Raw genomic sequence first — 20618 nt, forward strand, 5'->3', positions numbered from 1 at the left:
GCGACACAGCACATGACCCAGGACGTCATAGCCCTCACCCCGCAGATGCCGGACACCAGGACGCTGCTGGCCGGGCTCCACGCCGGCGGTCCCGATCTGCTCGTGAACCGGGCGGGTGACGGGTCCGTCGCTCAGCTGTGCACAGCCGCCGGGCAGGCACTGGTGTCACTCGAAACACCCCGGTACCTCCAAGTGCCGGGTGAGGTGGCCCGGTTGCTCGGGCCGGACGTGCACGCGGAGTCGCCCGTGTGGTGGACCGAGGCTCGGGCGACCAGTGCTGTGGCAGGGGCCGGAAGGCTGGCCGGGTCCGTCGCCGGGCGGGTGGCCGCCGTGCACGGAGGAGACGTCTGGCCGCGCGAGGCCGGTCATACCGATGTCGTGGCCGATCTCGCCGACGTCGTCACGGAGGCGACCCCCATGGGCGTCGACCTGCTCACCGACGAGGCCGCCGTCGTCATGCAGGGCCGCCCCGTGATCGCTGCCACGACCTGGCTGACCGACGTGGTGCGCAACGCGGCCCGCACCGGACGGGAGCTGAACCTCGTCACGCCGCCCGGCACCCGGCTCACGTTCCCCACCCGCACACTGCTGGACGGGCTGCCCTCCCGCTGGGTCGTGAGCGACCCCGTATGCGGCTACTACGACGGACTCTCCGGGACCGTACTGCAGTGGAATGGCGAGCGATTCGCCCCTGCCGTCGGGAACGGACCCCGGATCGCGGACGCATTCCGGCCCCGGCCCGGCACCGAAGGCGAACGGCAACTGCTGCTCTCCATCCGTACGGTCCACCCCGCCGACGAGCATCTCGTCCTGGGCGGTGCCCTGGAACAGGCCTGGCGCACGTTCACCGGAGCTCCGCCCGCCGGGTGGTCCACCGCCGAACCCGTCGGCGTACCTTGGTCGCCACGGCAGTTGACCGACCTGGCCCGCACCCGTGCCCAGCAGTCCCTGCCCGCCTGGGTCGTCGCCGTCGGCGCCCCGGACCACCCCGCTATCGCCACCGTACGCACAGTCCGCACCCACCTCGGCGTCGAAGAGCACATCACCCTGGCCCTCGGCCTCCGCGCCGATCAGGATGCTCCGGTGGACGCCCTGACCGAACTGGCCGAGTCCCTGGCGGCCCGGCACCGCCTCGCCACGATGATCAGCCAACTGCGCACCGCACGCGCGGATCTGACCACTCCGGCCCATCACGAGCCGCCCCCTGTGCCTCTCTCCTTCACCCTCGGCTCCGACGCCGTCGCCGATCTCGCCGCGGACCGCGCGGCCTTCGCGCCCCTCCGGCTCGGCCCTGCCGGCCGGCCCGCCCTGCACTACGCGCTCGGCGACGGCACCGACCCCACCGCCTGGCAGCGTCTGCGGCAGATCAATGACCACGTGACCGCCGGCACCAGCAAGGGCTGAGTCCCCGTGCGGGCCGGGCCCGGCCTTGCCCCCGGAGCGGCGCGGGGCCCGGGGAGCCGGCCGGATGCAGGCATCAGTCCTGGCAGTGGCTCTCCTTGAGGGTACGTACGAGGGCGGCCCAGGCTCCGGGGGTGGTGCGGAGTACCACTCCGGCGGGGTCGCCGCTCTCGGTGAGCTTGATCCCTCCGCCGGCGCCCGTGGCAACGTGGAGGCACGAGTCCCCCTGAGCGCAGTGGGACGACTTCTGCCAGTGGTCATGTGCAGGCATGGGTGCCCTTTCGCTGTTTCCAAGTCAGGAGCGGTGCTTGATGCGGTCCAGGTCTGCGCCGAAACGTGCTGGTGAACCGGGACGTCGGCGGACGCGCTCAGGCGCGGCGGACCCGCCAGAGCCATGCTGCCGTGCCGACCATCAGGGCGAGGCTTCCCAGGTTGCCCAGGAGGGCCGGGATTTCTGCCGCCGCGTGGCCCGAGATCAGGTTCCAGCTGACGATGACGGTGGTCGGCACGATGACGGTGAGCAGTACGCCGGTGGTCTTCTGGACGGCGGTCCAGTGCACTGAGGTGCAGAGAAGTACCGCGCCGGTGACGCGGAACAGGAAGCCGAACACCGGGCCGGGGTCGAACGCCGCGTCGGGGCCGATGGAGAAGATCATCGTGAAGGGTAGCGAGAGAGTGAGCATCAGGAGGGGGACCAGGGGGTGCACCTTGCCGCGCCGGGCGGGTGCGTCCACGTCGCTCCCGGCCGGGGTGCCGGTGGTCCCGTTCCCGGCCTCGGCCAGCGCTGTCGCCGCGATCGTGCGGGGGTCCCCCAGCTCCGTGAGTATCTCGCCGATCGTGGCGTCGGGGCGTTCGGTGCGCGTCACCTCGATGTGTTCGGCGAGGTCGGCGAGGAGTTCCTGGCGGCGGTCGGCGGGGAGTGCGGAGCTCTCGCGCTCGACGGCGGAGAGGTAGTCGCGTACGGGGTCGGCAGAGGTCTTCATGTGAGGTCTCCGGTGGAGGGGTGCGGGGTGGTCAGGAAGGCGTCGACGGCGTTGCGGAAGCCGGGCCAGACACGGGTGAACTCGTCGAGCGCGGCCCGGCCGCTGTCGGTGAGCGCGTAGTAGCGGCGGGGTGGTCCGGAGGCGGATTCCTGCCAGGTGGTGGTGACCAGGTCGTCGCGGCGGAGTCGGGAGAGCAGCGGGTAGACCGTGCCCTGGCTGGTGGCCAGGGCACCGGAGTCCTCCAGGGCGTGGAGGAGTTCCACGCCGTAGCGGGGGCGGTCCCGCATCAGGGCGAGTACGCAGTACTCCAGGACGCCCTTGCGTAGCTGGGCGGCTGCCCGGGCCTGCTTGGTCGAATCACCTGGTTCCATGCGATGCAAGATACCTGGCGAGGCAAGCGGACGGGAAGAGGGGATCCGAGTCTTCCGGGCCGGGTGCAAGACAGCCGCCCCTCCCGAAGGGCTCGCAATGCCGGACGCATACGAGGACGGCCTGGGGGCCCGACCTGACCGGCAGCCTCGGACCGGAACACGCCGTGGTCTTCACGCACGGGCCGTATCCGGCGGGATACAGAACCTAGTCCAGGTGGCAGCCCTCCTTGAGGGTGCGTACGAGGGCTGCCCAGGCCCCGGGGGTAGTACGGAGTACCACTCCGGCGGGGTCGCCACTTTCGGTGAGCTTGATCCCTCCGCCGGCGCCCGTGGCAACGTGGAGGCACGAGTTCCCCTGGGGGCAGTGGGACGACTTCTGCCAGTGGTCATGTGCAGGCATGGGTGTTCCTCCCGGATTGCTGACTGATGCGGTGGATCAGGTCCCAGGATTCCCCGGGCGACTGCGCGGCCTCCTCAATCGAATGAACGGGGCGGTCCGCCTGGGCTTGGCCGATGGTTCGACTTCGCACCCGTGGGCGCCCCAGGCCCACACAGCCCAAACCGTAAATGCCGCGGCCAAGGACATCTCCTGACCGACCGCAGACTCTCGCCTTCATCCCACCTGGAACGGCTGCCTTCACCGCCCTGGCGCAGGCGGCGCGGATGCGGGAGTCAGTCCTGGCAGTGGCTCTCCTTGAGGGTGCGCACGAGGGCGGCCCAGGCGGTAAGTGTGATGCGGAGTATCGCTCCGGTGGGGTCGCTGCTCTCGGTGAGGCTGACCGCGCTGTTGCGCGCAGCGACATACAGGCAGGATTCGCCCTGCCCGCAGTACGAGGACTTCTGCCATGAGCGCTGGTTCATGTCCGGCTCCTTCACTGGTCGGCGATCAGTCTGTGGATGAAGTCACGGGAATCTTCTGGCGTCAGAGCCACGGCCTCCATGCGCGCAAGCAGGAGGCGGTAAGCCTCCAGCTCTGCCTCGGCGTCCACCATGACAGGACCGTGCGACTGGTCCAGCGAGACCGTGTCGAGGCGGGGTACCGAGCCGTGCACGTACAGGATGGTCTGCCCGGACCCGGGATAGGCGCCGATGGCGAACGGAATTACCTGGACCGTGATGTGTTCCCGCTCGCCCTGCTCAAGCAGATGCCGGAGCTGGTTCCTGGCGACAGCGGGGCCGCCGACCGGCACGCGGAGGGCGGCTTCATGGATGACTGCCCGGTACGCCGGCGGGCTTGACCGGTCCAGGAGGGCCTGACGCTGAAGTCGGTGATTCACGCGATGCTCGATGTCCGAGCGGGAGAACTCTGGCACCACCTGCCGGAAGATCTCGCGGGCATGGTCCGTGGTCTGAAGGAGACCTGGGACATGCGACGTGTTGGCGGACCGCAGCCCGGTTGCGTGGTGCTCCAGTTCTGCGATGTCCAGCAAGGGTGAGGGAAGCACCTCGCGGAATGTCTCCCACCAGCCCGATGATTCAGCCAACCTCCTTCCGTGATCGGAGACTTCCATGGTCAGTGCCACGGTATCGCCGCCCTGGACGTACACCCTTCAACTCCCGCAGGATCCCCGCGCCCCCGGCGTCCCCGTGCCACCCTGCGCAGTGTGCTCCGTGTGCACGGCATGCGTGAACTCACCGAGGCCGCAGAGCTGTTGGCGAGCGAGTTGGTCACCAATGCCTATCTGTACTCCTCGGGACCGTATTCCCTGCGTCTGCGTGACGCCGGGCGCAGCCGGGTCCGGCTGAGTGTGTGGGACACCGATCCGCACATCCCCGCACCGTTCCGGTGGGGTGTCGAGACGCCGGAGGTGCTGGCCGAGCGGGGGCGGGGGCTGTATCTCGTCACGCTCTACGCGGAGTGCTGGGGCGCACACCCGATGCGGGGTGGGCTGCCGGGGCAGGGCGGGAAGCTGCTCCGGGTGGAGTGCGCGGCCAAGACGTAGGCGTCCAGCACGGCCCGCGCGCATCAGCGTGCCGCGTACTCCGCCAGCCACGACGGGAACTCCGTCAGGGACGACAGGACGACGTCCGCTCCCGCCGCCCGGAGTTCCGTCGCGTCGCACGGGCCCGTGGTGACCGCGACCGACAGGGCGCCGGCCGTGCGGGCGCCGCGTACGTCGCCGGTGTGGTCGCCGACGTAGATGTGCGCGCCGTGCTCGCGCAGGGCCCGGCCCTTGGCCTCCGCCCACAGGCCGCCGACGATCGCGTCGGGTTCGATGCCCAGGTGGGACATGTGGAGTTCCGCGCTCGGCTGGTGCTTGGCGGTCACGACTATCGTCCGGCCACCCCGTTCGCGGATCGCCGCGACCGACTCCAGGGCTCCCGGCAGCGCGAGGCTGGGGCCGATGGCGTGTGTGGGGTAGATCTCGCGGTAGCGGTCGGCGGTGGCGGCCACCGCGTCGGCCGGGAACCAGTTCCGCAGCTCCTCGTCGACCGGCGGGCCGAGCCTGCTCACCACCAGGTCGGCATCGATCGGTGTCCCCGTTTCGGCGGAAAGTGCCAGGTAGGCGGCCTTGATGCCGGCTCGGGTGTCGAGGAGCGTCATGTCGAGGTCGAAGCCGACCGTCAGGGGGTGTGAGGGCATGGCGTCCATTGTCGTGGGGGTGGGTGCCGGGTCCACCCCCGGTGCGGCCTTCGGCCCGGAAACGGCGGTGCTTAGACTTAGCCAAGCCTTACCTTCGCTCTGTTCTCGCCGCTCGTTCTTCGCCACTTGATTGGGTCCGATGTCAGCCGCCGCTCCACGCCGCTCAAGACGCGCACTCGCGACGGCGGCGGCCGTCGTGGCGCTGCTCGTGGCGGTACTCCTCAGCCTGGCCGTGGGGGCCCGTTCCATACCCCCGGCCGAAGTGTTCGACGTCCTGCTGCACGGCGGGCACTCCGACAACGCCGAAGTCATCCGGAACATGCGCGTGCCACGCACCCTGATCGGGCTGATGGTCGGCGCCGCACTGGCCATCGCGGGCACGGTGCTCCAGGGCATCACCCGTAACCCCATCGCCGACCCCGGCATCCTCGGCATCAGCCAGGGCGCCTCGGTGGGCGTGGTGCTGGCCATCGCGTACGCCGGAATCCACACCCTGACGGGGTACGTGTGGTTCGCGTTCGCGGGGGCGGCAATCGCCTCCGTCGCCGTGTACGCGATCGCGTCGAGCGGGCGCGGGGGCGCTACCCCCGTGAAGCTCGCGCTGGGCGGCGCCGCCATCAACGCGCTGCTGGTGTCGGTGGTCTCGGCGGTGCTGACGGCCAAGGCGTCCGCGCTGGACGAGTTCCGCTTCTGGCAGGTCGGCTCGATCGCCGGGCGGGAGGCCGAGGTGGCCCAGCAGATCTGGCCGTTCCTGTTGGTGGGGATCCTGCTCGTGCTGTCCGTCGCCCGGGGGCTCGATGCGCTGGCGCTCGGCGAGGACGTCGCGAAGGGGCTCGGGCAGAACATCGCGACGGTACGGATCGTCGGCGGCGTCGGGGCCACGGTGCTGACCGGGGTCGGTGTCGCGGCGGCCGGGCCGATCGCGTTCATCGGGCTCGCCGTCCCGCACATCGCCCGCGCGGTCGTCGGCTCCGACCACCGCTGGGTGCTGCCGATGGCGGCGCTGATCGGGCCCGTGATGCTGCTGGTGTCGGATGTGATCGGCCGCATCGTCTTCCCGCCGAGCGAGGTCCCGGCGGGTGTGATGACGGCGCTGATCGGCGTTCCGTTCCTGGTCGCCCTGGTACGTCGGAAGGCGGTGCCCGCATGAGCGCCGGTACACAGGTCCGGGTGCGGCCCACCGGGTACCAGGTCGTAAGGATCGGGGCGCGGGGGCGGTTCCTGCTGCACCGGCGATCGGCCCTGGTCGCCACCTCCCTCGTCGTGCTGCTGGCCGCGGTCTGTGTCGCGTACCTCTGCGTCGGCGAGAGCTTCGTCGCGCCCGGCGAGGTCGTGAAGGTGGTCCTGGGGCAGCCCTCCCCCGACGAACTGGTCGTCGGCACGCTGCGGCTGCCGCGGATGACCGTGGGGCTGCTGGTCGGCGCGGCCTTCGGGATCGCCGGCGCGCTGATCCAGACCGTCGCCCGCAATCCACTGGCCAGCCCCGACATCATCGGGATCAGCCAGGGGGCGAGCGCGCTCACGGTCGGCGCGATGACCTTCGGCATCACCTCGTACACCGTGCTGCCGTACCTCTCCGTCCTCGGCGGGGTGGCCGCGGCGGCGCTCGTGTACGTGTTCGCCTGGCGCGGCGGGCTGCACGCCACCCGCTTCGTCCTCATCGGCATCGGCTTCGCCATCGCGCTGCGCTCGGTCACCACCCTGTTCCTGACGAAGGGCGACTACCTGGTCGCCCAGCAGGCGAAGATCTGGATGACCGGCTCGCTCAACGGCCGCGGCTGGGCCGAGGCCGTGCCGATCGGCTGGACGCTGCTGATCCTGCTGCCCGCCGTCCTGTGGGCCGCCCGCGCCCAGCGGACCGTCTCGATGGACGACGACACCGCGACCGCGCTCGGGGTGCGGCTGGGGCGGGTGCGGCTGGGGCTGGTCGCACTCGGAGTGGTCCTGGCGTCCGTGGCGACCGGCACGGCCGGGCCGGTCGACTTCGTGGCGCTCCTCGCCCCGCAGATCGCCCGCCGGATGACCCGCACCGCACAGATCCCGCTGCTCTGCTCGGCACTGCTGGGCGCGGTGATCGTGGTCTTCGCGGATCTGCTGGCACGCAGGCTCTTCTCACCCACCGAGCTGCCGGTGGGCGTTCTGACGGCGGCGGTCGGCGCCCCGTATCTGATCTGGCTGATCATCCGCGGGCAGGGCGGCGGTCGCGGCCGTAGTGGAGGCACAGCATGAGTTCGACCCCCATGTCCGACGCCACGGCGAGCGCCGCCGAGCCGGACAAGGCCGCGACGGCGGCATCGGCCGGACGGCTCACCGCACGGGAGCTGACGCTCGCGTACGAGGACCGCACCGTCGTCGACGCACTGGACCTCGATGTCCCGGACGGCCGGGTCACGGTCATCGTCGGCCCGAACGCCTGCGGCAAGTCGACCACCCTGCGCGCGCTCGGCCGGCTCCTCAAGCCGCGCGGCGGGGCCGTGCTGCTCGACGGCACCGAGCTGTCCAAGATCCCCACCAGGAAGATCGCCCAGTCGATCGGGCTGCTGCCGCAGACCCCGGTGGCCCCGGAGGCGATCACCGTCAGCGACCTGGTCGCGCGCGGGCGCCAGCCGCATCAGCACTGGTGGCAGCAGTGGTCGGAGGAGGACGAGCGGGCGGTGACGGACGCGATGGAGCGTACGGACATCACCGCGCTCGGCGACCGGTCCGTGGACGAGCTGTCCGGCGGTCAGCGCCAGCGGGTCTGGATCGCGATGGCGCTCGCCCAGGAGACCGATCTGCTGCTGCTCGACGAGCCGACCACGTACCTCGACATCGCGCACCAGGTGGAGGTCCTGGACCTGGTGCGCCGGCTCACCGCCGCGGCGGCGGACGGCACCCGCGGCCGGACCGTCGTCACCGTGCTCCACGACCTCAACCAGGCCGCCCGGTACGCGGACCACCTGGTCGCCATGAAGGCCGGCCGGATCGTCGCCGAGGGCCGCCCCCGGGACATCGTCACCGCCGAACTCGTACGCGAGGTCTTCGGCCTGGAGGCGGTGATCGTCCCGTGCCCGGTGACGGGTTCGCCGCTCGTGGTGCCGGGCGCTCCGTGGCAGGCCGGACCGGCTTCGTGAGCCCGCTCACCGCTGCGCGCACCGAAACATCCGTGACCCACCAGCCCCGTCCCCACGAAAGGCTTCCCATGGCTCCCTCCGTCCGCCGCCGTGGCCTCGCTCTCGGCGCCCTCTCCCTGGTCGGCGCGCTCACGCTCTCCGCCTGCGGATTCTCGGAGTCCGGCGGGAGCGCCGGCGGCTCCTCCGAGTCCGGCTCCGGCTCCGGAAACGCGAAGACCCACACCGTCAAGACGGCCATGGGCGACGTCGAGGTCCCGGTGGAACCCGAGCGCGTCGTGGTCCTCGACACCGGCGAGCTGGACTCCGCGCTCACCCTCGGCGTGCAGCCCGTCGGCGCGACGCACTCGGCGTCGGAGGACGGCTTCCCCTCCTACCTGCCCGCGAGCCGGACGAAGGACATCAAGGAGGTCGGAGAGATCGCCAACCCCGACCTGGAGACCGTCGCCTCGCTGAAGCCGGACCTGATCCTCACCTCCAAGGTCCGTGACGGCGACCGCTACGAGCAGCTCCGGGCGATCGCCCCGACCGTGATGACGGAGTCCACCGGAAGCGCCTGGAAGGAGAACTTCCAGCTGCACGCGGAGGCGCTCGGCAAGCAGGCCGAGGCGAAGAAGGCCGTCGCCGACTACGACGCCCATGTCGCGGAGGTGACCGAGGCGATCGGCGGCAAGAAGAAGGCCGCCGGCACCGACGTCAACTTCGTCCGCTTCGTCGAGGGCGCCGACATCCGCATCTACGGCAAGCAGAACTACATCGGCTCGATCCTCGCCGACCTCGGCATGGGCCGCCCCGCGATCACCGACAAGGCGAAGGACGGCTTCTCGTACGACGTGTCGCCCGAGAAGATCGACCTCGCGGACGCGGACGTCGTCTTCACGTCGACGTACGGCGACCCGGCGAAGGCGGGGACGACGAAGACGATGAACAGCGGCCTGTGGAAGGGGCTGAAGGCGTCCAAGGACGGGAAGGTCTTCGAGGTCGACGACCGGCTGTGGATCGCGGGCATCGGCTACACCGCCGCGGGCCGGATCCTCGACGAGTTCCGGACGAAGATGACCGGCTGACGTTCCGGGCAGGCCGCACTTCCGGGCGAAGCCGGTCGGTGGCCACCGCTTCAGGCGGAGGCCACCGACCGGCGCCCGGCCGTCACGGCCGTGGCCTCCGCGACCGCCACAGCAGGTAGAGCGCGGAGGCCACGGCCGCCCCCCGTACCACCCACGGCCACGTCTGACCGATCGCCTCGTCCATCTGCCCGGTCCCGATGGGCTCGCCCCACCGGCCGTCGGTCCTGCCCCACAGCCAGACCAGAGCGCCCGCCGCGACCACGCCGGGCAGCCCCATCGCGGCCCACTTCGCCTCCACCCGGGACAGGGTGCGCGAGCTGTACGCGAGGAGCCAGCCGCCCGCCAGGGCCAGCCAGGAACCCGTCACGGCGCCCGCCACCAACAGCACGGCGGCGAGCAGCAGCAACGGGTGGGAGAACCCGTGGCCGCCCGCCCCGTCCTCGCGCGGCGCACGGCGACGGAGTCGCAGAAGCCGACGGCGGCGCGGCGCCTCCTCCTCCGCTTCCTCCTCGGTACCGGGCTCCTCGTCCGGCTCCTCGTCCGGCTCCTCGTCCCCCGCCGCGCGCGGGCGCGGCACCGCTCCCCCGGACGACGGCGGCCTCATCATGTCCGGGATCTCGACACCGCCGACGAATCCCGGCACGGCGACCCCCTCACCGAACGGCCCCGGCTCGATCCGCCACCAGTCCGGCTCGCTCCCGGACGGCCCCAGCTCGTCCGTACCGGCCATGTGCGGCGGCGAGGGCACCGGGCCGGCCGCCGCTCCCGGCGTACCGGAACCGGACTCCTCCGGCTGCGACGCGCCCTTGCGCGAACTGTTTTTGCCGTCCTTCCGGAGCATCCCCTTGCGCGGGCGGGGAATGCCGCGGCCTTCCTCCGCCGCGGGCTCCGGCTGCCCCGCGGTCTCCACCGAACCGTCGCCCGACGAGGCCGCGGCGGCCACCAGCTCGTCCGGTGAGCCGAGCCTCCCGATGATGCGGCGGACCGCCGCCGGGCTGTCCCCGGACTGCTTTCCGCGCTGCCGGTCGATCTCGCCCCGGAGCGTCGCCACCAGCCGCATCCGGGCAGCCGAGGACAGCTGTTGCTGCTGTGCCAGGTCCCCGACCCGGCTCAGATAGTCGTAGACCAGCTGGTCGCTCTCGATCCCCACGCGATCGTTCCCCTCTACCGCCCTGCACCGACGGTAGCGCCCTCGGGCCCGTCCGGAGCGACTACCGTGGGACGGATGGGGACGACCACACCACCGCGGACGCTCGCCGAAAGCCTTCGCGCCCGGGACGACGAGTCGCTGGCCGGGCTGCTGCGCGCCCGCCCCGATCTCCTCAACCCGGTACCGGGCGACATCACCCAGCTGGCGACGAGGGCCGGTACCCGCGCCTCCGTCGTACGCGCGCTGGAGCACCTCGACAAGTTCGCCCTGCAGACCGCCGAGGCACTCGCGGTGGCCGCCGAACCCACCCCGTACGGGACCCTGCTCGCCCTGCTCACCGGCGACGGCCGGGACGACGGCGAGCATCGTGACGACGCGGACGCGGCGATCGCGGACGCGCTGCCCGGCGCCCTGGCCACCCTGCGCGAACAGGCCCTCGTCTGGGGCGAGGACGAGCGGCTGCGGCTGGTGCGCACGGCGCGCGAGATCCTCGCGCCGTCCCCGCAGCACGCCTCCCCCACCGGTCTCGGACCGACCGTCGCCGAGGCGACCTCCGGCATGTCGCCCGGCCGCCTCCAGGAGATCCTGGCCGCCGCCGGGCTGCCCGCCACGCACGACCCGGTCTCCGCGGTGGCCGCCCTGTCCGCGCTCTTCACCGACCGGGCCAGGATGGGCGAGCTGCTGGACACCGCCCCGGCCGAGGCCCTGTCCGTGCTGGACCGGCTGGTGTGGGGGCCGCCGTACGGGGAAGTGACCCCGAACCCCACCCCGCCCGTGAAGTGGCTGCGCGACCACGGGCTGCTGCTGCCCGTCTCCACCCGCACCGTGGTGCTGCCCCGCGAGGCCGCCCTGCATCTGCGGGCCGGACGCGCCCACCGCGTACCGGAACCACGGCCGCCGGTCGTGGAGGCGGTCGCCAACCGCGATCCACAGGCTGTGGACAGCGCCGCGGCCGGGCAGGCGCTCCTGGCGGTCAACACCGTCGAGGAGCTGCTGAAGAGCTGGAACGGCGGCGGCCCCGCGATACTGCGGGCCGGCGGGCTCAGCGTCCGCGAGCTGAAGAAGACCGCCGCCGCCCTGGAGGTCCCCGAACAGGTCGCCGCGTTCTGGGCCGAACTCGCCTACGCGGCCGGGCTGCTGGCCTCCGACGGGGAGGCCGACGAACGCTACGCGCCGACACCCGCGTACGACGACTGGGCCGAACTCCCCGCCCAGGAACGCTGGGCGGCCCTCGCCACCGCCTGGCTCGCCGCCACCCGCGTCTCCGGCCTGGTCGGCGGCCAGGACGCCAAGGGCCGGGCCCTGTCCGCGCTGGGCCCCGAGCTCGACCGCTCCGCCGCCCCCGAAGTGCGCCACCGGGTCCTCGCCCTCCTCGCCGCTCTGGAACCGGGCACCGCCCCCGACCCGGAGTCCGTCCTCGCACGGCTGCGCTGGGAACGCCCCCTGCGCGGCGCCTCCGCCTCCGCCGGGGACGGCACCGATCCGCGGTCCCGGATCGCCCTGTGGACGCTCAACGAGTCCGAGCTCCTCGGCATCACCGGCCGGGGCGCGCTCGCCACGCACACCCGCGCTCTGCTCGACGCCGGGCCCGCCGAGGCCGCCGCGCTGCTCGCGCCGCTCATCCCGGAGCCGCTGGACCACGTACTGCTCCAGGCCGACCTGACGGCCGTCGCCCCCGGCCCGCTGGAACGCCCCCTGGCCGAGATGCTCTCCGCCCTCGCGGACATCGAGTCGAAGGGCGGCGCCACGGTCTACCGCTTCACCCCCGGCTCCGTACGCCGCGCCCTGGACGCCGGGCAGTCCGCGGCCGATCTGCACGCGTTCCTCGCCGCCCACAGCCGTACGCCCGTCCCGCAGCCGCTCAGCTACCTCATCGACGACATCGCCCGCCGCCACGGCCACCTCCGGATCGGCGCCGCCTCCTCGTACGTGCGGTGCGACGACGAGGCCGTGCTGAACGAGATCCTCGCCGACAGGCGCTCGGCCACCCTGCGCCTGCGCCGCCTCGCACCGACCGCCCTGGCCGCCCAGATCGACCCGGCGTCACTGCTCGAAGGGCTGCGCGACATGGGGTACGCCCCGGCTGCCGAGTCCGCCGAGGGCGATGTCCTGATCACCCGTGCGGGCGCCCGCCGCACCCCGCCCCGCACGGCCCCCGTCCCCGTGCCCGAGGGCCCTCCGGTACCGGACGACACCCTGCTCGGCGCGGCGGTGCGGGCGATCCGCGCCGGGGACACGGCCGCCACGGTGGCCCGCAAGGACGCCCCGGAGTCCCCCGCCGCCCCGCACGGCACCCTGCCCCGTACGACCTCCGCCGAGACCCTCGCCACCGTCCAGGCCGCCGCGATGACCGGCTCGGCGCTCTGGATCGGCTACGTGAACGCGGACGGCGCCGCCAGCCAGCGCGTCATCGCCCCGGTCCGGGTCGAGGGCGGCTTCGTCACGGCGTACGACCACACGGCGGACGAGGTCCGCACGTACCCGCTGCACCGCATCACCGGCGTCGCCGAACTGGCCGACGACGCCACGGCCTGACCCCCGGCGCATCCCCGTCCCATCGGCCGCCGCCTGACGCCGCGGTGCGTGCGAATCGGGGGCGGACCGGCCGATCGAAGGGCACACTCTGACGTGTCCACGAAGCCGGAGGGGGATGTCATGCGGCGCACCGAAGCGGCCAGACAACTGGGGGGATTCGTCCGTGAGCACCGTACCGACGGGGGCAGACGACTGCGGCAGGCCGGAATCCTGCTCTTCGTCGGAGCGGCGGGCATGGCTTTCGGGGTGCCGGTGACCGTCGCCTCGATCGGCACCACCGACGGGGCTCCGGAGCTGGCCGGCCTGCTGCTCGGCGTCGGGCTGGTGGGGCTGGGCCTGGGAATCTGGCGGCTGCTCCAGGCGTTCCGTACCCGTGAGCAGAGCTTCGACATCCACGAGCGGGGGCTGACCCACCGAGTGGCGGGCACCGCCACTCTGATCCCGTGGCAGGACATCGCGTCCGTCGGCGCACGGGGCGAGGACGGGCGGCCGCTGGCCGAGGCCCGCGGCATGGGCTTCGCCTGCAACATCGCGCTGACCGACGGACGCAGCATCCACATCGACACCTTCACCGAGGACGCCCGGCAACTGGCACAGACCGTCCACAGCGCGGTACGCCTGGGCCGTCTCCCCGAAGGACGCGGCCACCGCCGGGCACAGTGACCGGCCGCCGGGCCCGCACCCGGGCACGACCGCGCCCGTGCCCGTGCCCGACAACACACGCGCCGCGGCCACCGCATGCGGCACACTGGACGTTTGGCCGCATCCGTGGCCGCACCCCGCAGAAAGGGCCGACGCGCGTGACCGGACCCCTCATCGTTCAAAGCGACAAGACGCTGCTCCTCGAAGTCGACCACGACCAGGCAGACGCCTGCCGTCGGGCCATCGCGCCCTTCGCGGAGCTGGAGCGAGCGCCCGAGCACATCCACACCTACCGGCTGACCCCGCTCGGGCTGTGGAACGCGCGTGCCGCCGGGCACGACGCCGAGCAGGTCGTCGACGCCCTCGTGCAGTACTCGCGCTATCCCGTTCCGCACGCGCTGCTCGTCGACATCGCCGAGACGATGGCCAGGTACGGCCGCCTCACCCTCTCCAAGCATCCGGTGCACGGCCTGGTGCTGACCTCCACCGACCGGCCCGTGCTGGAGGAGATCCTCCGGTCGAAGAAGGTGCAGCCGCTGGTCGGGGCGCGGATCGACCCGGAGACCGTGGCGGTGCACCCGTCCGAGCGCGGGCAGATCAAGCAGACGCTGCTGAAGCTGGGCTGGCCGGCCGAGGACCTCGCCGGTTACGTGGACGGCGAGGCGCACCCCATCGACCTCGCCGAGGACGGCTGGGCGCTGCGGCCGTACCAGAAGCAGGCCGTCGAGGGGTTCTGGCACGGCGGCTCGGGCGTCGTCGTACTGCCCTGCGGCGCGGGGAAGACGCTGGTCGGGGCCGGTGCCATGGCCCAGGCCAAGGCGACCACGCTGATCCTGGTGACGAACACCGTCTCGGCCAGGCAGTGGAAGCACGAGCTGGTGAAACGGACCTCGCTGACCGAGGACGAGATCGGCGAGTACAGCGGTACCCGCAAGGAGATCCGGCCGGTCACCATCGCCACGTACCAGGTGCTGACGACCCGTCGCAAGGGCGTCTACCCGCACCTGGAGCTGTTCGACTCCCGCGACTGGGGGCTGGTGATCTACGACGAGGTGCACCTGCTGCCCGCGCCCGTCTTCAAGTTCACCGCCGATCTCCAGGCCCGGCGGCGCCTCGGCCTCACCGCGACGCTGGTGCGTGAGGACGGCCGCGAGTCGGACGTCTTCTCGCTGATCGGGCCCAAGCGGTTCGACGCCCCGTGGAAGGAGATCGAGGCGCAGGGCTACATCGCGCCGGCCGACTGCGTCGAGGTGCGGGTCAATCTGACGGACTCGGAGCGGCTCGCGTACGCGACCGCGGAGACCGAGGAGAAGTATCGGTTCTGTGCGACGACGGATACGAAGCGGAAGGTGACCGAGGCGCTGGTGCGCAAGCACCGGGGCGAGCAGACCCTGGTCATCGGGCAGTACATCGACCAGCTCGACGAGCTGGGTGAGCATCTGGACGCCCCGGTGATCAAGGGCGAGACGAGCAACGCCCAGCGCGAGAAGCTCTTCGACGCGTTCCGGGAGGGCGAGATCGGCGTCCTGGTGGTCTCGAAGGTCGCGAACTTCTCGATCGACCTGCCGGAGGCGACCGTCGCCATCCAGGTCTCGGGGACCTTCGGTTCGCGCCAGGAGGAGGCGCAGCGGCTCGGCCGGGTGCTGCGGCCGAAGGCGGACGGGCACGAGGCGCGGTTCTACTCGGTGGTCGCACGCGACACGATCGACCAGGACTTCGCGGCGCACCGCCAGCGGTTCCTGGCCGAGCAGGGGTACGCGTACCGGATCGTGGACGCGGACGAGCTGCTGACCGACAACTGACCGGTGCTCAGCGGTCGCGGTGGCGGACGCCCGCCTCCTCGGCGTACTCGCCGAGCACGACCACGCCGAACGCGGCGCGAACGAAGACCTTGACGGCGCGGACCGCGTCGCCGACGCGGTGGCTGTGGTGGTGACCGGTGGCCGCGGTCGCGCCGTGCGCCGGGCCGGTCCTGCGGGGGTTCAGAAGGACTGTGCTCATGTCTTCCATGGTCCTGCGCCCGGCCCGTGCGGGCATCGGCCCGCGGGCGGAATCCGGCGGCGGCGCGGGTAGGCCTGCGGTCGCATGCCGTCCCCTACGGGATGGACCCGGGGGTGGACGGCACGGGCCGGAGAACAATCCGTTCGCCCCCGGCGGGCGCGGTCGATACAATCGCCGGTCTGCCCGCCTCCCGCACCGTGGTACCGGCGGCCCGCGAGGGCTCGTGCCGGCAGCCGAGGGAGCGCCGCCGACCGGACGGAAACCGGCCGACAGCCGTACGCGCACCTGCTGTGCGTACCCGTGATCGATCCCCGAGCGGACCGCATCGCCCCCGAGCACCGACCGGGGCCGCGGTCCGCCGTCCTGCGTTGAACAGCCGGAGGCAATACCGTGCCCGCGCACGAACACGAGAGCGACACCACCACCGATCCCCTGGCCCGCGAACGCGCCCATCTCAGCGCGTCCCGCGCCGCGCTGCGCGCCATGCGCGAGGACGCCCAGGCCCTGGACATCCGCGATGTCACCGCGAACTGGGTCAATGCGGCCGTCCTGCAGTCCCAGATCGACGAGCGCATCAAGTCGCTCGCCGATCTCGCCCACACCCCGCTCTTCTTCGGGCGCCTGGACTATCTGCACCGGGTCGGTGCAGAGCAAGCCGAGGGCGCATCGGAAGGGGCGGCGCGCAGCGCCTCGGACAAGGGCGGTGGTGGGCGACGGGAGGGCCAGTTCTACATCGGGCGCCGCCATGTCCACGATGCCGACGGCGATCCGATGGTCATCGACTGGCGTGCGCCGGTCTCGCAGCCGTTCTACCGGGCCTCCAGGAAGGACCCGCAGGACGTGGGGCAGCGCCGCCGCTTCGGGTACACCGGCGGCGAGCTGACCGCGTACGAGGACGAGCACCTCACCGATCCCGCCGAGGCCGAGCAGACCAGCAAGCTCCTCCAGGCGGAGATCGAGCGGCCGCGTGTCGGTCCGATGCGGGACATCGTCGCGACGATCCAGCCCGAGCAGGACGAGATCGTCCGCAGCGAGCTCGGCGGGACGGTGTGCGTGCAGGGCGGCCCCGGCACCGGCAAGACGGCCGTCGGCCTGCACCGGGTGGCGTATCTGCTGTACGCGCACCGCGAGCGGCTGGCCCGTACCGGCACGCTGGTCATCGGGCCGAACCGGTCCTTCCTCCAGTACATCGAGCAGGTGCTGCCGGCCCTCGGCGAGCTGGCGGTGAAGCAGGCGACCGTCGACGATCTGGTGACGGCCGGGATCGAGGTGCGCGGCACGGATGCGGCGGACGCCGCCGTCGTCAAGGGCGATGCCCGGATGGCCGAGGTGCTGCGGCGGGCGATCCGTTCGCATGTGACGCTCCCGACGGAGCCGGTCGTGGTGGTGCGCGGTTCGCGGCGCTGGCGGGTGCCGGCGTACGAGCTGGAGGAGATGGTCACCGAGCTGCTGGCCCGCGACATGCGGTACGGGGCCGCCCACGAGGCGCTTCCGCAGCGCATCGCGCACGCCGTCCTGGTGCGGATGGAGGAGGCGGGCGAGGCGCCCGACGACCGGGTGCAGAACGCGGTGGCGCGCAACCCCGCGGTGAAGGCGGCCGTGAAGGCGATCTGGCCGGCCGTCGACCCGGCGAAGCTGGTGCTGCGGCTGTTGTCGGACGCGGACTTCCTGGCCGCCCACGCGGAGGGGCTGCTCAGCGCGGACGAGCAGAAGACGATCCTGTGGACGAAGCCTGCCCGGAGCGTGAAGTCGGCGAAGTGGTCGGCGGCGGACGCGGTGCTGATCGACGAGGCGAGCGATCTGGTGGCGCGTACGCATTCGCTCGGCCATGTGGTGCTCGACGAGGCGCAGGACCTGTCGCCCATGCAGTACCGGGCGGTGGGCCGGCGCTGCACGACCGGTTCGGCGACGGTCCTCGGTGACCTCGCGCAGGGCACGACGCCGTGGTCGACGGAGAGCTGGGCGCAGGCGCTGCACCATCTCGGCAAGCCGGGCGCGGTGGTGGAGGAGCTGACGGCGGGCTTCCGTGTGCCGCGCGAGGTGATCGCGTACGCCTCGCGGCTGCTGCCGGTGATCTCGCCGGGTCTGGCGGCGGTGGAGTCGGTGCGTGAGTCGCCGGGTTCGCTGGAGGTGCGGGGGGTCGCCGGTCCGGCGGAGCTGGACGCGGCGGTGCTCGCGGCGTGCGAGGAGTCGCTGGAGCGGGAGGGTTCGATCGGCCTGATCGCGGCCGACGCGCGGATCCCCGTGCTGGCCCGGGCGCTGGCGGCGGCGGGGCGCGCGTACCTCTCCCCCGGCGAGGAGACGACGGCCGAGTCCCGCCTGACCCTGGTCCCGGCGTCGCTGGCGAAGGGCCTGGAGTACGACTACGTGGTGCTGGACGAGCCGGCCGCGGTGATCGACGGCGAGCCGGACGAGCGCACGGGCCTGCGCCGGTTGTACGTGGCGCTGACGCGTGCGGTGTCGGGGTTGACGGTGGTGCACGCGGCGGAGCTGCCGGACGAGTTGGTGTTCTCCGGCGCTTGAGATGCGGGGTCCGGGGCGGAGCCCCGGACCCTCGCCCCCGCCCTGCTCCGGCTACGCGTCGAGCACCGCTCGCCACTCCCGTACCGCCGCCTCGTCCACCGGCCCCGACCACCCGTGCGGACGGGCCGCGCCACCGATGTGCACGGCGTCGATGCCCGCGGCGAGCAGCTCGGGCAGGTGCTCCAGGCGCAGGCCCCCGCCCACCAGGATCTGCGGCTCGTAACCGGGCTCGCCCGTGCGCGCCGCCTCGGCCAGCAGCGTCGGGATGCCGTCGTCGACGCCCTTGGGCGAGCCGGCGGTGAGGTACGTGTCCAGGCCGGGCAGGTCCGCCAGCTGCTTGCGCAGGGTGTCCCGGTCGGCGGCCCGGTCGATCGCGCGGTGGAAGGTCCAGCGGCAGCCGTCCAGCTCGGCGACGAGCCGTTCGACGGCGACCAGGTCCGGGCGGCCCTCCTCGTCGAGGAAGCCGAGGACGAATTCCTCGGCGCCCGCCGCCCGCAGCTCGCGCGCCCTGGCCAGGAGCACCTCGATGTCGCCGGCCGCGAAGCCGTCCGCCACCCTGAGCATCACCCGCAGCGGAATGTCCACCGCCGCCCGGATCTCCGCGAAGGTCTCGCAGGACGGGGTAAGACCGTCCGCCGCCATGTCGGTGACCAGCTCAAGCCGGTCCGCACCACCCGCCTGGGCGGCGACCGCGTCCTCCGCGTCGAGAGCGATCACCTCCAGGACTGCACGGTTGCTCATGGGTCCCATCCTCCAGGAAGCATCAACAGGTCTAGTCCAATGGCCAGCCTACGGGCCAGTACACCGAGGATGCAGCCTCAATGCCAGGCGAAGATACGCGAGGTCGGACACACATCGGGTGACCGAACGCGCACGTTCCGGGCTCGCGCGGCATATCCACTCTTGCGTTTTATAGGGGAGGGGGGTATACCTGAATCAGCAATGCATACCCCCTAGGGGTATCAACCACCGCCAGGGAGGACATCGTGTCCGCGCACACCGCCACGACCGGCGCCGCAGCCGGCACCGCCGCAGAGGTCGAACTCGCGATCGGCGGCATGACCTGCGCCTCCTGCGCGGCCCGCATCGAGAAGAAGCTCAACCGGATGGACGGCGTCGAGGCCACCGTCAACTACGCCACCGAGAAGGCCAAGGTCACCTACCGCGGCGAGGACATCTCCGTACAGGATCTGATCGCCACCGTCGAGAAGACCGGCTACACCGCGCACGAACCCGCTCCCCCGGCACGCACCGCCGAGGAGGGCGCCGCCCCCGGGCCCGCCGAGGCCGACGAGCTGCGGCCCCTGCGCCAGCGGCTGCTGACCGCCGTCGCGCTCGCCGTGCCGGTGATCGCGATGTCGATGATCCCGGCGCTTCAGTTCGACTACTGGCAGTGGCTCTCGCTGACGCTGACGGCCCCGGTCGTCACGTACGCCGCCTGGCCGTTCCACAAGGCCGCGTTCACCAACGCCCGGCACGGCGCGGCGACGATGGACACGCTGATCTCGGTCGGCACCTCGGCCGCGTTCCTGTGGTCGCTGTGGGCGCTGTTCTTCGGCACCGCGGGCATGGTCGGCATGACGCACCCCTTCGAGCTGACCATCGGGCGGAGCGACGGCGCGGGCAACATCTACCTGGAGGCCGCCGCCGGAGTCACCGCGTTCATCCTGGCCGGGCGCTACTTCGAGGCCCGTTCCAAGCGGAAGGCGGGCGCGGCCCTCAAGGCGCTCCTGGAGCTCGGTGCCAAAGAGGTCACCGTGCTGCGCGACGGCCACGAGGTGACCGTACCCACCGCCGAACTCCAGGTCGGGGACCGGTTCCTGGTCCGCCCCGGCGAGAAGATCGCCACCGACGGCACCGTCGTCGAGGGGGCCTCGGCCGTGGACGCCTCGATGCTCACCGGTGAGTCCGTGCCCGTGGAGGTCGGCGTCGGCGACTTTGTCACCGGAGCCACGCTCAACGCGGGCGGCCGGCTCGTCGTCGAGGCCACCCGGATCGGCGCGGACACCCAGCTGGCCCGGATGGCGAAGCTCGTCGAGGACGCGCAGAACGGCAAGGCGGCGGCCCAGCGCCTCGCGGACCGGATCTCCGCGGTCTTCGTCCCCGTCGTCATCGCCCTCGCGCTCGGCACGCTCGGCTTCTGGCTCGGCAACGGCGGAGGGCTGACCGCCGCGTTCACCGCCGCCGTGGCCGTGCTGATCATCGCCTGCCCCTGCGCCCTGGGCCTGGCCACCCCCACCGCGCTCATGGT

20 protein-coding genes and 1 pseudogene are annotated in these 20618 nt (G+C 72.2%); 11 read left to right on the forward strand and 10 right to left on the reverse strand.

Annotation, left to right across the window (positions count from 1 at the left end):
* Positions 1 to 12 precede the first annotated feature (12 nt).
* Complete coding sequence (locus IE107_RS32535) at positions 13 to 1404, forward strand: DUF6177 family protein (protein ID WP_189547956.1); 1392 nt, start codon at positions 13 to 15, stop codon at positions 1402 to 1404.
* A gap of 73 nt (positions 1405 to 1477) precedes the next feature.
* Here IE107_RS32535 and IE107_RS32540 read toward each other — a convergent pair whose 3' ends face one another.
* The 6 genes from IE107_RS32540 to IE107_RS32565 all read right to left on the reverse strand — a co-directional run bounded on the left by IE107_RS32540 (position 1478) and on the right by IE107_RS32565 (position 4302).
* Positions 1478 to 1672: a DUF397 domain-containing protein gene (locus tag IE107_RS32540; RefSeq protein ID WP_189547957.1), complete on the reverse strand. Its 195-nt coding sequence runs from the start codon at positions 1670 to 1672 to the stop codon at positions 1478 to 1480.
* Positions 1673 to 1769: 97 nt separating this feature from the next.
* Positions 1770 to 2384 (reverse strand): HAAS signaling domain-containing protein, encoded by a 615-nt coding sequence (locus IE107_RS32545; RefSeq protein ID WP_189547958.1) that lies wholly within the window; start codon positions 2382 to 2384, stop codon positions 1770 to 1772.
* Complete coding sequence (locus IE107_RS32550) at positions 2381 to 2755, reverse strand: PadR family transcriptional regulator (protein WP_189547959.1); 375 nt, start codon at positions 2753 to 2755, stop codon at positions 2381 to 2383. Before IE107_RS32550 ends, IE107_RS32545 begins: the two co-directional genes overlap by 4 nt.
* A 205-nt stretch (positions 2756 to 2960) precedes the next feature.
* Positions 2961 to 3155, reverse strand: a complete 195-nt coding sequence (locus IE107_RS32555; protein WP_189547960.1) for a DUF397 domain-containing protein — start codon at positions 3153 to 3155, stop codon at positions 2961 to 2963.
* Between the two features lie 272 nt (positions 3156 to 3427).
* Complete coding sequence (locus IE107_RS32560) at positions 3428 to 3616, reverse strand: DUF397 domain-containing protein (RefSeq protein WP_189547961.1); 189 nt, start codon at positions 3614 to 3616, stop codon at positions 3428 to 3430.
* An 11-nt stretch (positions 3617 to 3627) separates the two neighbouring features.
* The gene (locus tag IE107_RS32565; RefSeq protein ID WP_189547976.1) at positions 3628 to 4302 is read right to left on the reverse strand and encodes a DUF5753 domain-containing protein; all 675 of its coding nucleotides are present in this window, start codon (positions 4300 to 4302) and stop codon (positions 3628 to 3630) included.
* On the opposite strand from IE107_RS32565, the pseudogene IE107_RS32570 reads away from it, so the two are divergent.
* A pseudogene (locus tag IE107_RS32570) lies at positions 4265 to 4698 on the forward strand (ATP-binding protein). The gene IE107_RS32565 and the pseudogene IE107_RS32570 overlap by 38 nt on opposite strands.
* 23 nt (positions 4699 to 4721) lie before the next feature.
* On the opposite strand, the gene IE107_RS32575 reads toward IE107_RS32570, so the two are convergent.
* Positions 4722 to 5348 carry an HAD family hydrolase gene (locus IE107_RS32575; protein WP_189547962.1) on the reverse strand — a complete coding sequence of 209 codons (627 nt, stop codon included), beginning with the start codon at positions 5346 to 5348 and terminating at the stop codon, positions 4722 to 4724.
* Positions 5349 to 5478: 130 nt separating this feature from the next.
* Here IE107_RS32575 and IE107_RS32580 point away from each other — a divergent pair, with 130 nt between their 5' ends.
* From IE107_RS32580 to IE107_RS32595, 4 genes are all read left to right on the forward strand, one after another.
* Positions 5479 to 6489 carry a FecCD family ABC transporter permease gene (locus tag IE107_RS32580; RefSeq protein WP_189547963.1) on the forward strand — a complete coding sequence of 337 codons (1011 nt, stop codon included), beginning with the start codon at positions 5479 to 5481 and terminating at the stop codon, positions 6487 to 6489.
* Positions 6486 to 7568, forward strand: coding sequence for a FecCD family ABC transporter permease (locus tag IE107_RS32585; RefSeq protein ID WP_189547964.1), 1083 nt, complete (start codon positions 6486 to 6488; stop codon positions 7566 to 7568). Before IE107_RS32580 ends, IE107_RS32585 begins: the two co-directional genes overlap by 4 nt.
* An 11-nt stretch (positions 7569 to 7579) precedes the next feature.
* Complete coding sequence (locus IE107_RS32590; protein WP_229867423.1) at positions 7580 to 8452, forward strand: ABC transporter ATP-binding protein; 873 nt, start codon at positions 7580 to 7582, stop codon at positions 8450 to 8452.
* Positions 8453 to 8520: 68 nt separating this feature from the next.
* A complete protein-coding gene (locus tag IE107_RS32595) occupies positions 8521 to 9516 on the forward strand; it encodes an ABC transporter substrate-binding protein (RefSeq protein WP_189547965.1) in 996 nt (331 codons plus the stop codon).
* 82 nt (positions 9517 to 9598) lie between these two features.
* Here the strand turns inward: IE107_RS32595 and IE107_RS32600 are convergent, their stop codons facing one another.
* Positions 9599 to 10666, reverse strand: a complete 1068-nt coding sequence (locus IE107_RS32600) for a hypothetical protein (protein WP_189547966.1) — start codon at positions 10664 to 10666, stop codon at positions 9599 to 9601.
* Positions 10667 to 10741: 75 nt separating this feature from the next.
* Here IE107_RS32600 and IE107_RS32605 point away from each other — a divergent pair, with 75 nt between their 5' ends.
* From IE107_RS32605 to IE107_RS32615, 3 genes are all read left to right on the forward strand, one after another.
* Positions 10742 to 13201 (forward strand): helicase C-terminal domain-containing protein, encoded by a 2460-nt coding sequence (locus tag IE107_RS32605; protein ID WP_189547967.1) that lies wholly within the window; start codon positions 10742 to 10744, stop codon positions 13199 to 13201.
* A 120-nt stretch (positions 13202 to 13321) separates the two neighbouring features.
* The gene (locus IE107_RS32610) at positions 13322 to 13864 is read left to right on the forward strand and encodes a hypothetical protein (protein ID WP_189547968.1); all 543 of its coding nucleotides are present in this window, start codon (positions 13322 to 13324) and stop codon (positions 13862 to 13864) included.
* Between the two features lie 137 nt (positions 13865 to 14001).
* Entirely contained in the window at positions 14002 to 15645 is a 1644-nt protein-coding gene (locus tag IE107_RS32615) for a DNA repair helicase XPB (protein ID WP_189547969.1), read from the forward strand.
* 7 nt (positions 15646 to 15652) lie between these two features.
* Here IE107_RS32615 and IE107_RS32620 read toward each other — a convergent pair whose 3' ends face one another.
* Positions 15653 to 15844 (reverse strand): hypothetical protein, encoded by a 192-nt coding sequence (locus IE107_RS32620; RefSeq protein ID WP_189547970.1) that lies wholly within the window; start codon positions 15842 to 15844, stop codon positions 15653 to 15655.
* Between the two features lie 390 nt (positions 15845 to 16234).
* Here IE107_RS32620 and IE107_RS32625 point away from each other — a divergent pair, with 390 nt between their 5' ends.
* Positions 16235 to 18367 carry a HelD family protein gene (locus IE107_RS32625; RefSeq protein ID WP_189547971.1) on the forward strand — a complete coding sequence of 711 codons (2133 nt, stop codon included), beginning with the start codon at positions 16235 to 16237 and terminating at the stop codon, positions 18365 to 18367.
* A gap of 51 nt (positions 18368 to 18418) precedes the next feature.
* Here IE107_RS32625 and IE107_RS32630 read toward each other — a convergent pair whose 3' ends face one another.
* A complete protein-coding gene (locus IE107_RS32630) occupies positions 18419 to 19108 on the reverse strand; it encodes a copper homeostasis protein CutC (RefSeq protein ID WP_189547972.1) in 690 nt (229 codons plus the stop codon).
* Positions 19109 to 19353: 245 nt separating this feature from the next.
* Between IE107_RS32630 and IE107_RS32635 the strand changes: the two genes are divergently transcribed.
* The coding region (locus IE107_RS32635; RefSeq protein WP_189547973.1) for a heavy metal translocating P-type ATPase at positions 19354 to 20618 on the forward strand (1265 nt) is incomplete at its 3' end.

This window comes from Streptomyces gelaticus, from assembly GCF_014649535.1.
Classification (GTDB): Bacteria; Actinomycetota; Actinomycetes; order Streptomycetales; family Streptomycetaceae; genus Streptomyces; species Streptomyces gelaticus.

Excerpts from the sequence above, each read along its gene's own strand:
- IE107_RS32535 (WP_189547956.1), top strand. The coding sequence starts at position 13 with ATGACCCAGGACGTCATAGCCCTCACCCCGCAGATGCCGGACACCAGG.
- IE107_RS32540 (WP_189547957.1), bottom strand. The coding sequence starts at position 1,672 with ATGCCTGCACATGACCACTGGCAGAAGTCGTCCCACTGCGCTCAGGGG.
- IE107_RS32545 (WP_189547958.1), bottom strand. The coding sequence starts at position 2,384 with ATGAAGACCTCTGCCGACCCCGTACGCGACTACCTCTCCGCCGTCGAG.
- IE107_RS32550 (WP_189547959.1), bottom strand. The coding sequence starts at position 2,755 with ATGGAACCAGGTGATTCGACCAAGCAGGCCCGGGCAGCCGCCCAGCTA.
- IE107_RS32555 (WP_189547960.1), bottom strand. The coding sequence starts at position 3,155 with ATGCCTGCACATGACCACTGGCAGAAGTCGTCCCACTGCCCCCAGGGG.
- IE107_RS32560 (WP_189547961.1), bottom strand. The coding sequence starts at position 3,616 with ATGAACCAGCGCTCATGGCAGAAGTCCTCGTACTGCGGGCAGGGCGAA.
- IE107_RS32575 (WP_189547962.1), bottom strand. The coding sequence starts at position 5,348 with ATGGACGCCATGCCCTCACACCCCCTGACGGTCGGCTTCGACCTCGAC.
- IE107_RS32580 (WP_189547963.1), top strand. The coding sequence starts at position 5,479 with ATGTCAGCCGCCGCTCCACGCCGCTCAAGACGCGCACTCGCGACGGCG.
- IE107_RS32585 (WP_189547964.1), top strand. The coding sequence starts at position 6,486 with ATGAGCGCCGGTACACAGGTCCGGGTGCGGCCCACCGGGTACCAGGTC.
- IE107_RS32590 (WP_229867423.1), top strand. The coding sequence starts at position 7,580 with ATGTCCGACGCCACGGCGAGCGCCGCCGAGCCGGACAAGGCCGCGACG.
- IE107_RS32595 (WP_189547965.1), top strand. The coding sequence starts at position 8,521 with ATGGCTCCCTCCGTCCGCCGCCGTGGCCTCGCTCTCGGCGCCCTCTCC.
- IE107_RS32605 (WP_189547967.1), top strand. The coding sequence starts at position 10,742 with ATGGGGACGACCACACCACCGCGGACGCTCGCCGAAAGCCTTCGCGCC.
- IE107_RS32610 (WP_189547968.1), top strand. The coding sequence starts at position 13,322 with ATGCGGCGCACCGAAGCGGCCAGACAACTGGGGGGATTCGTCCGTGAG.
- IE107_RS32620 (WP_189547970.1), bottom strand. The coding sequence starts at position 15,844 with ATGAGCACAGTCCTTCTGAACCCCCGCAGGACCGGCCCGGCGCACGGC.
- IE107_RS32630 (WP_189547972.1), bottom strand. The coding sequence starts at position 19,108 with ATGAGCAACCGTGCAGTCCTGGAGGTGATCGCTCTCGACGCGGAGGAC.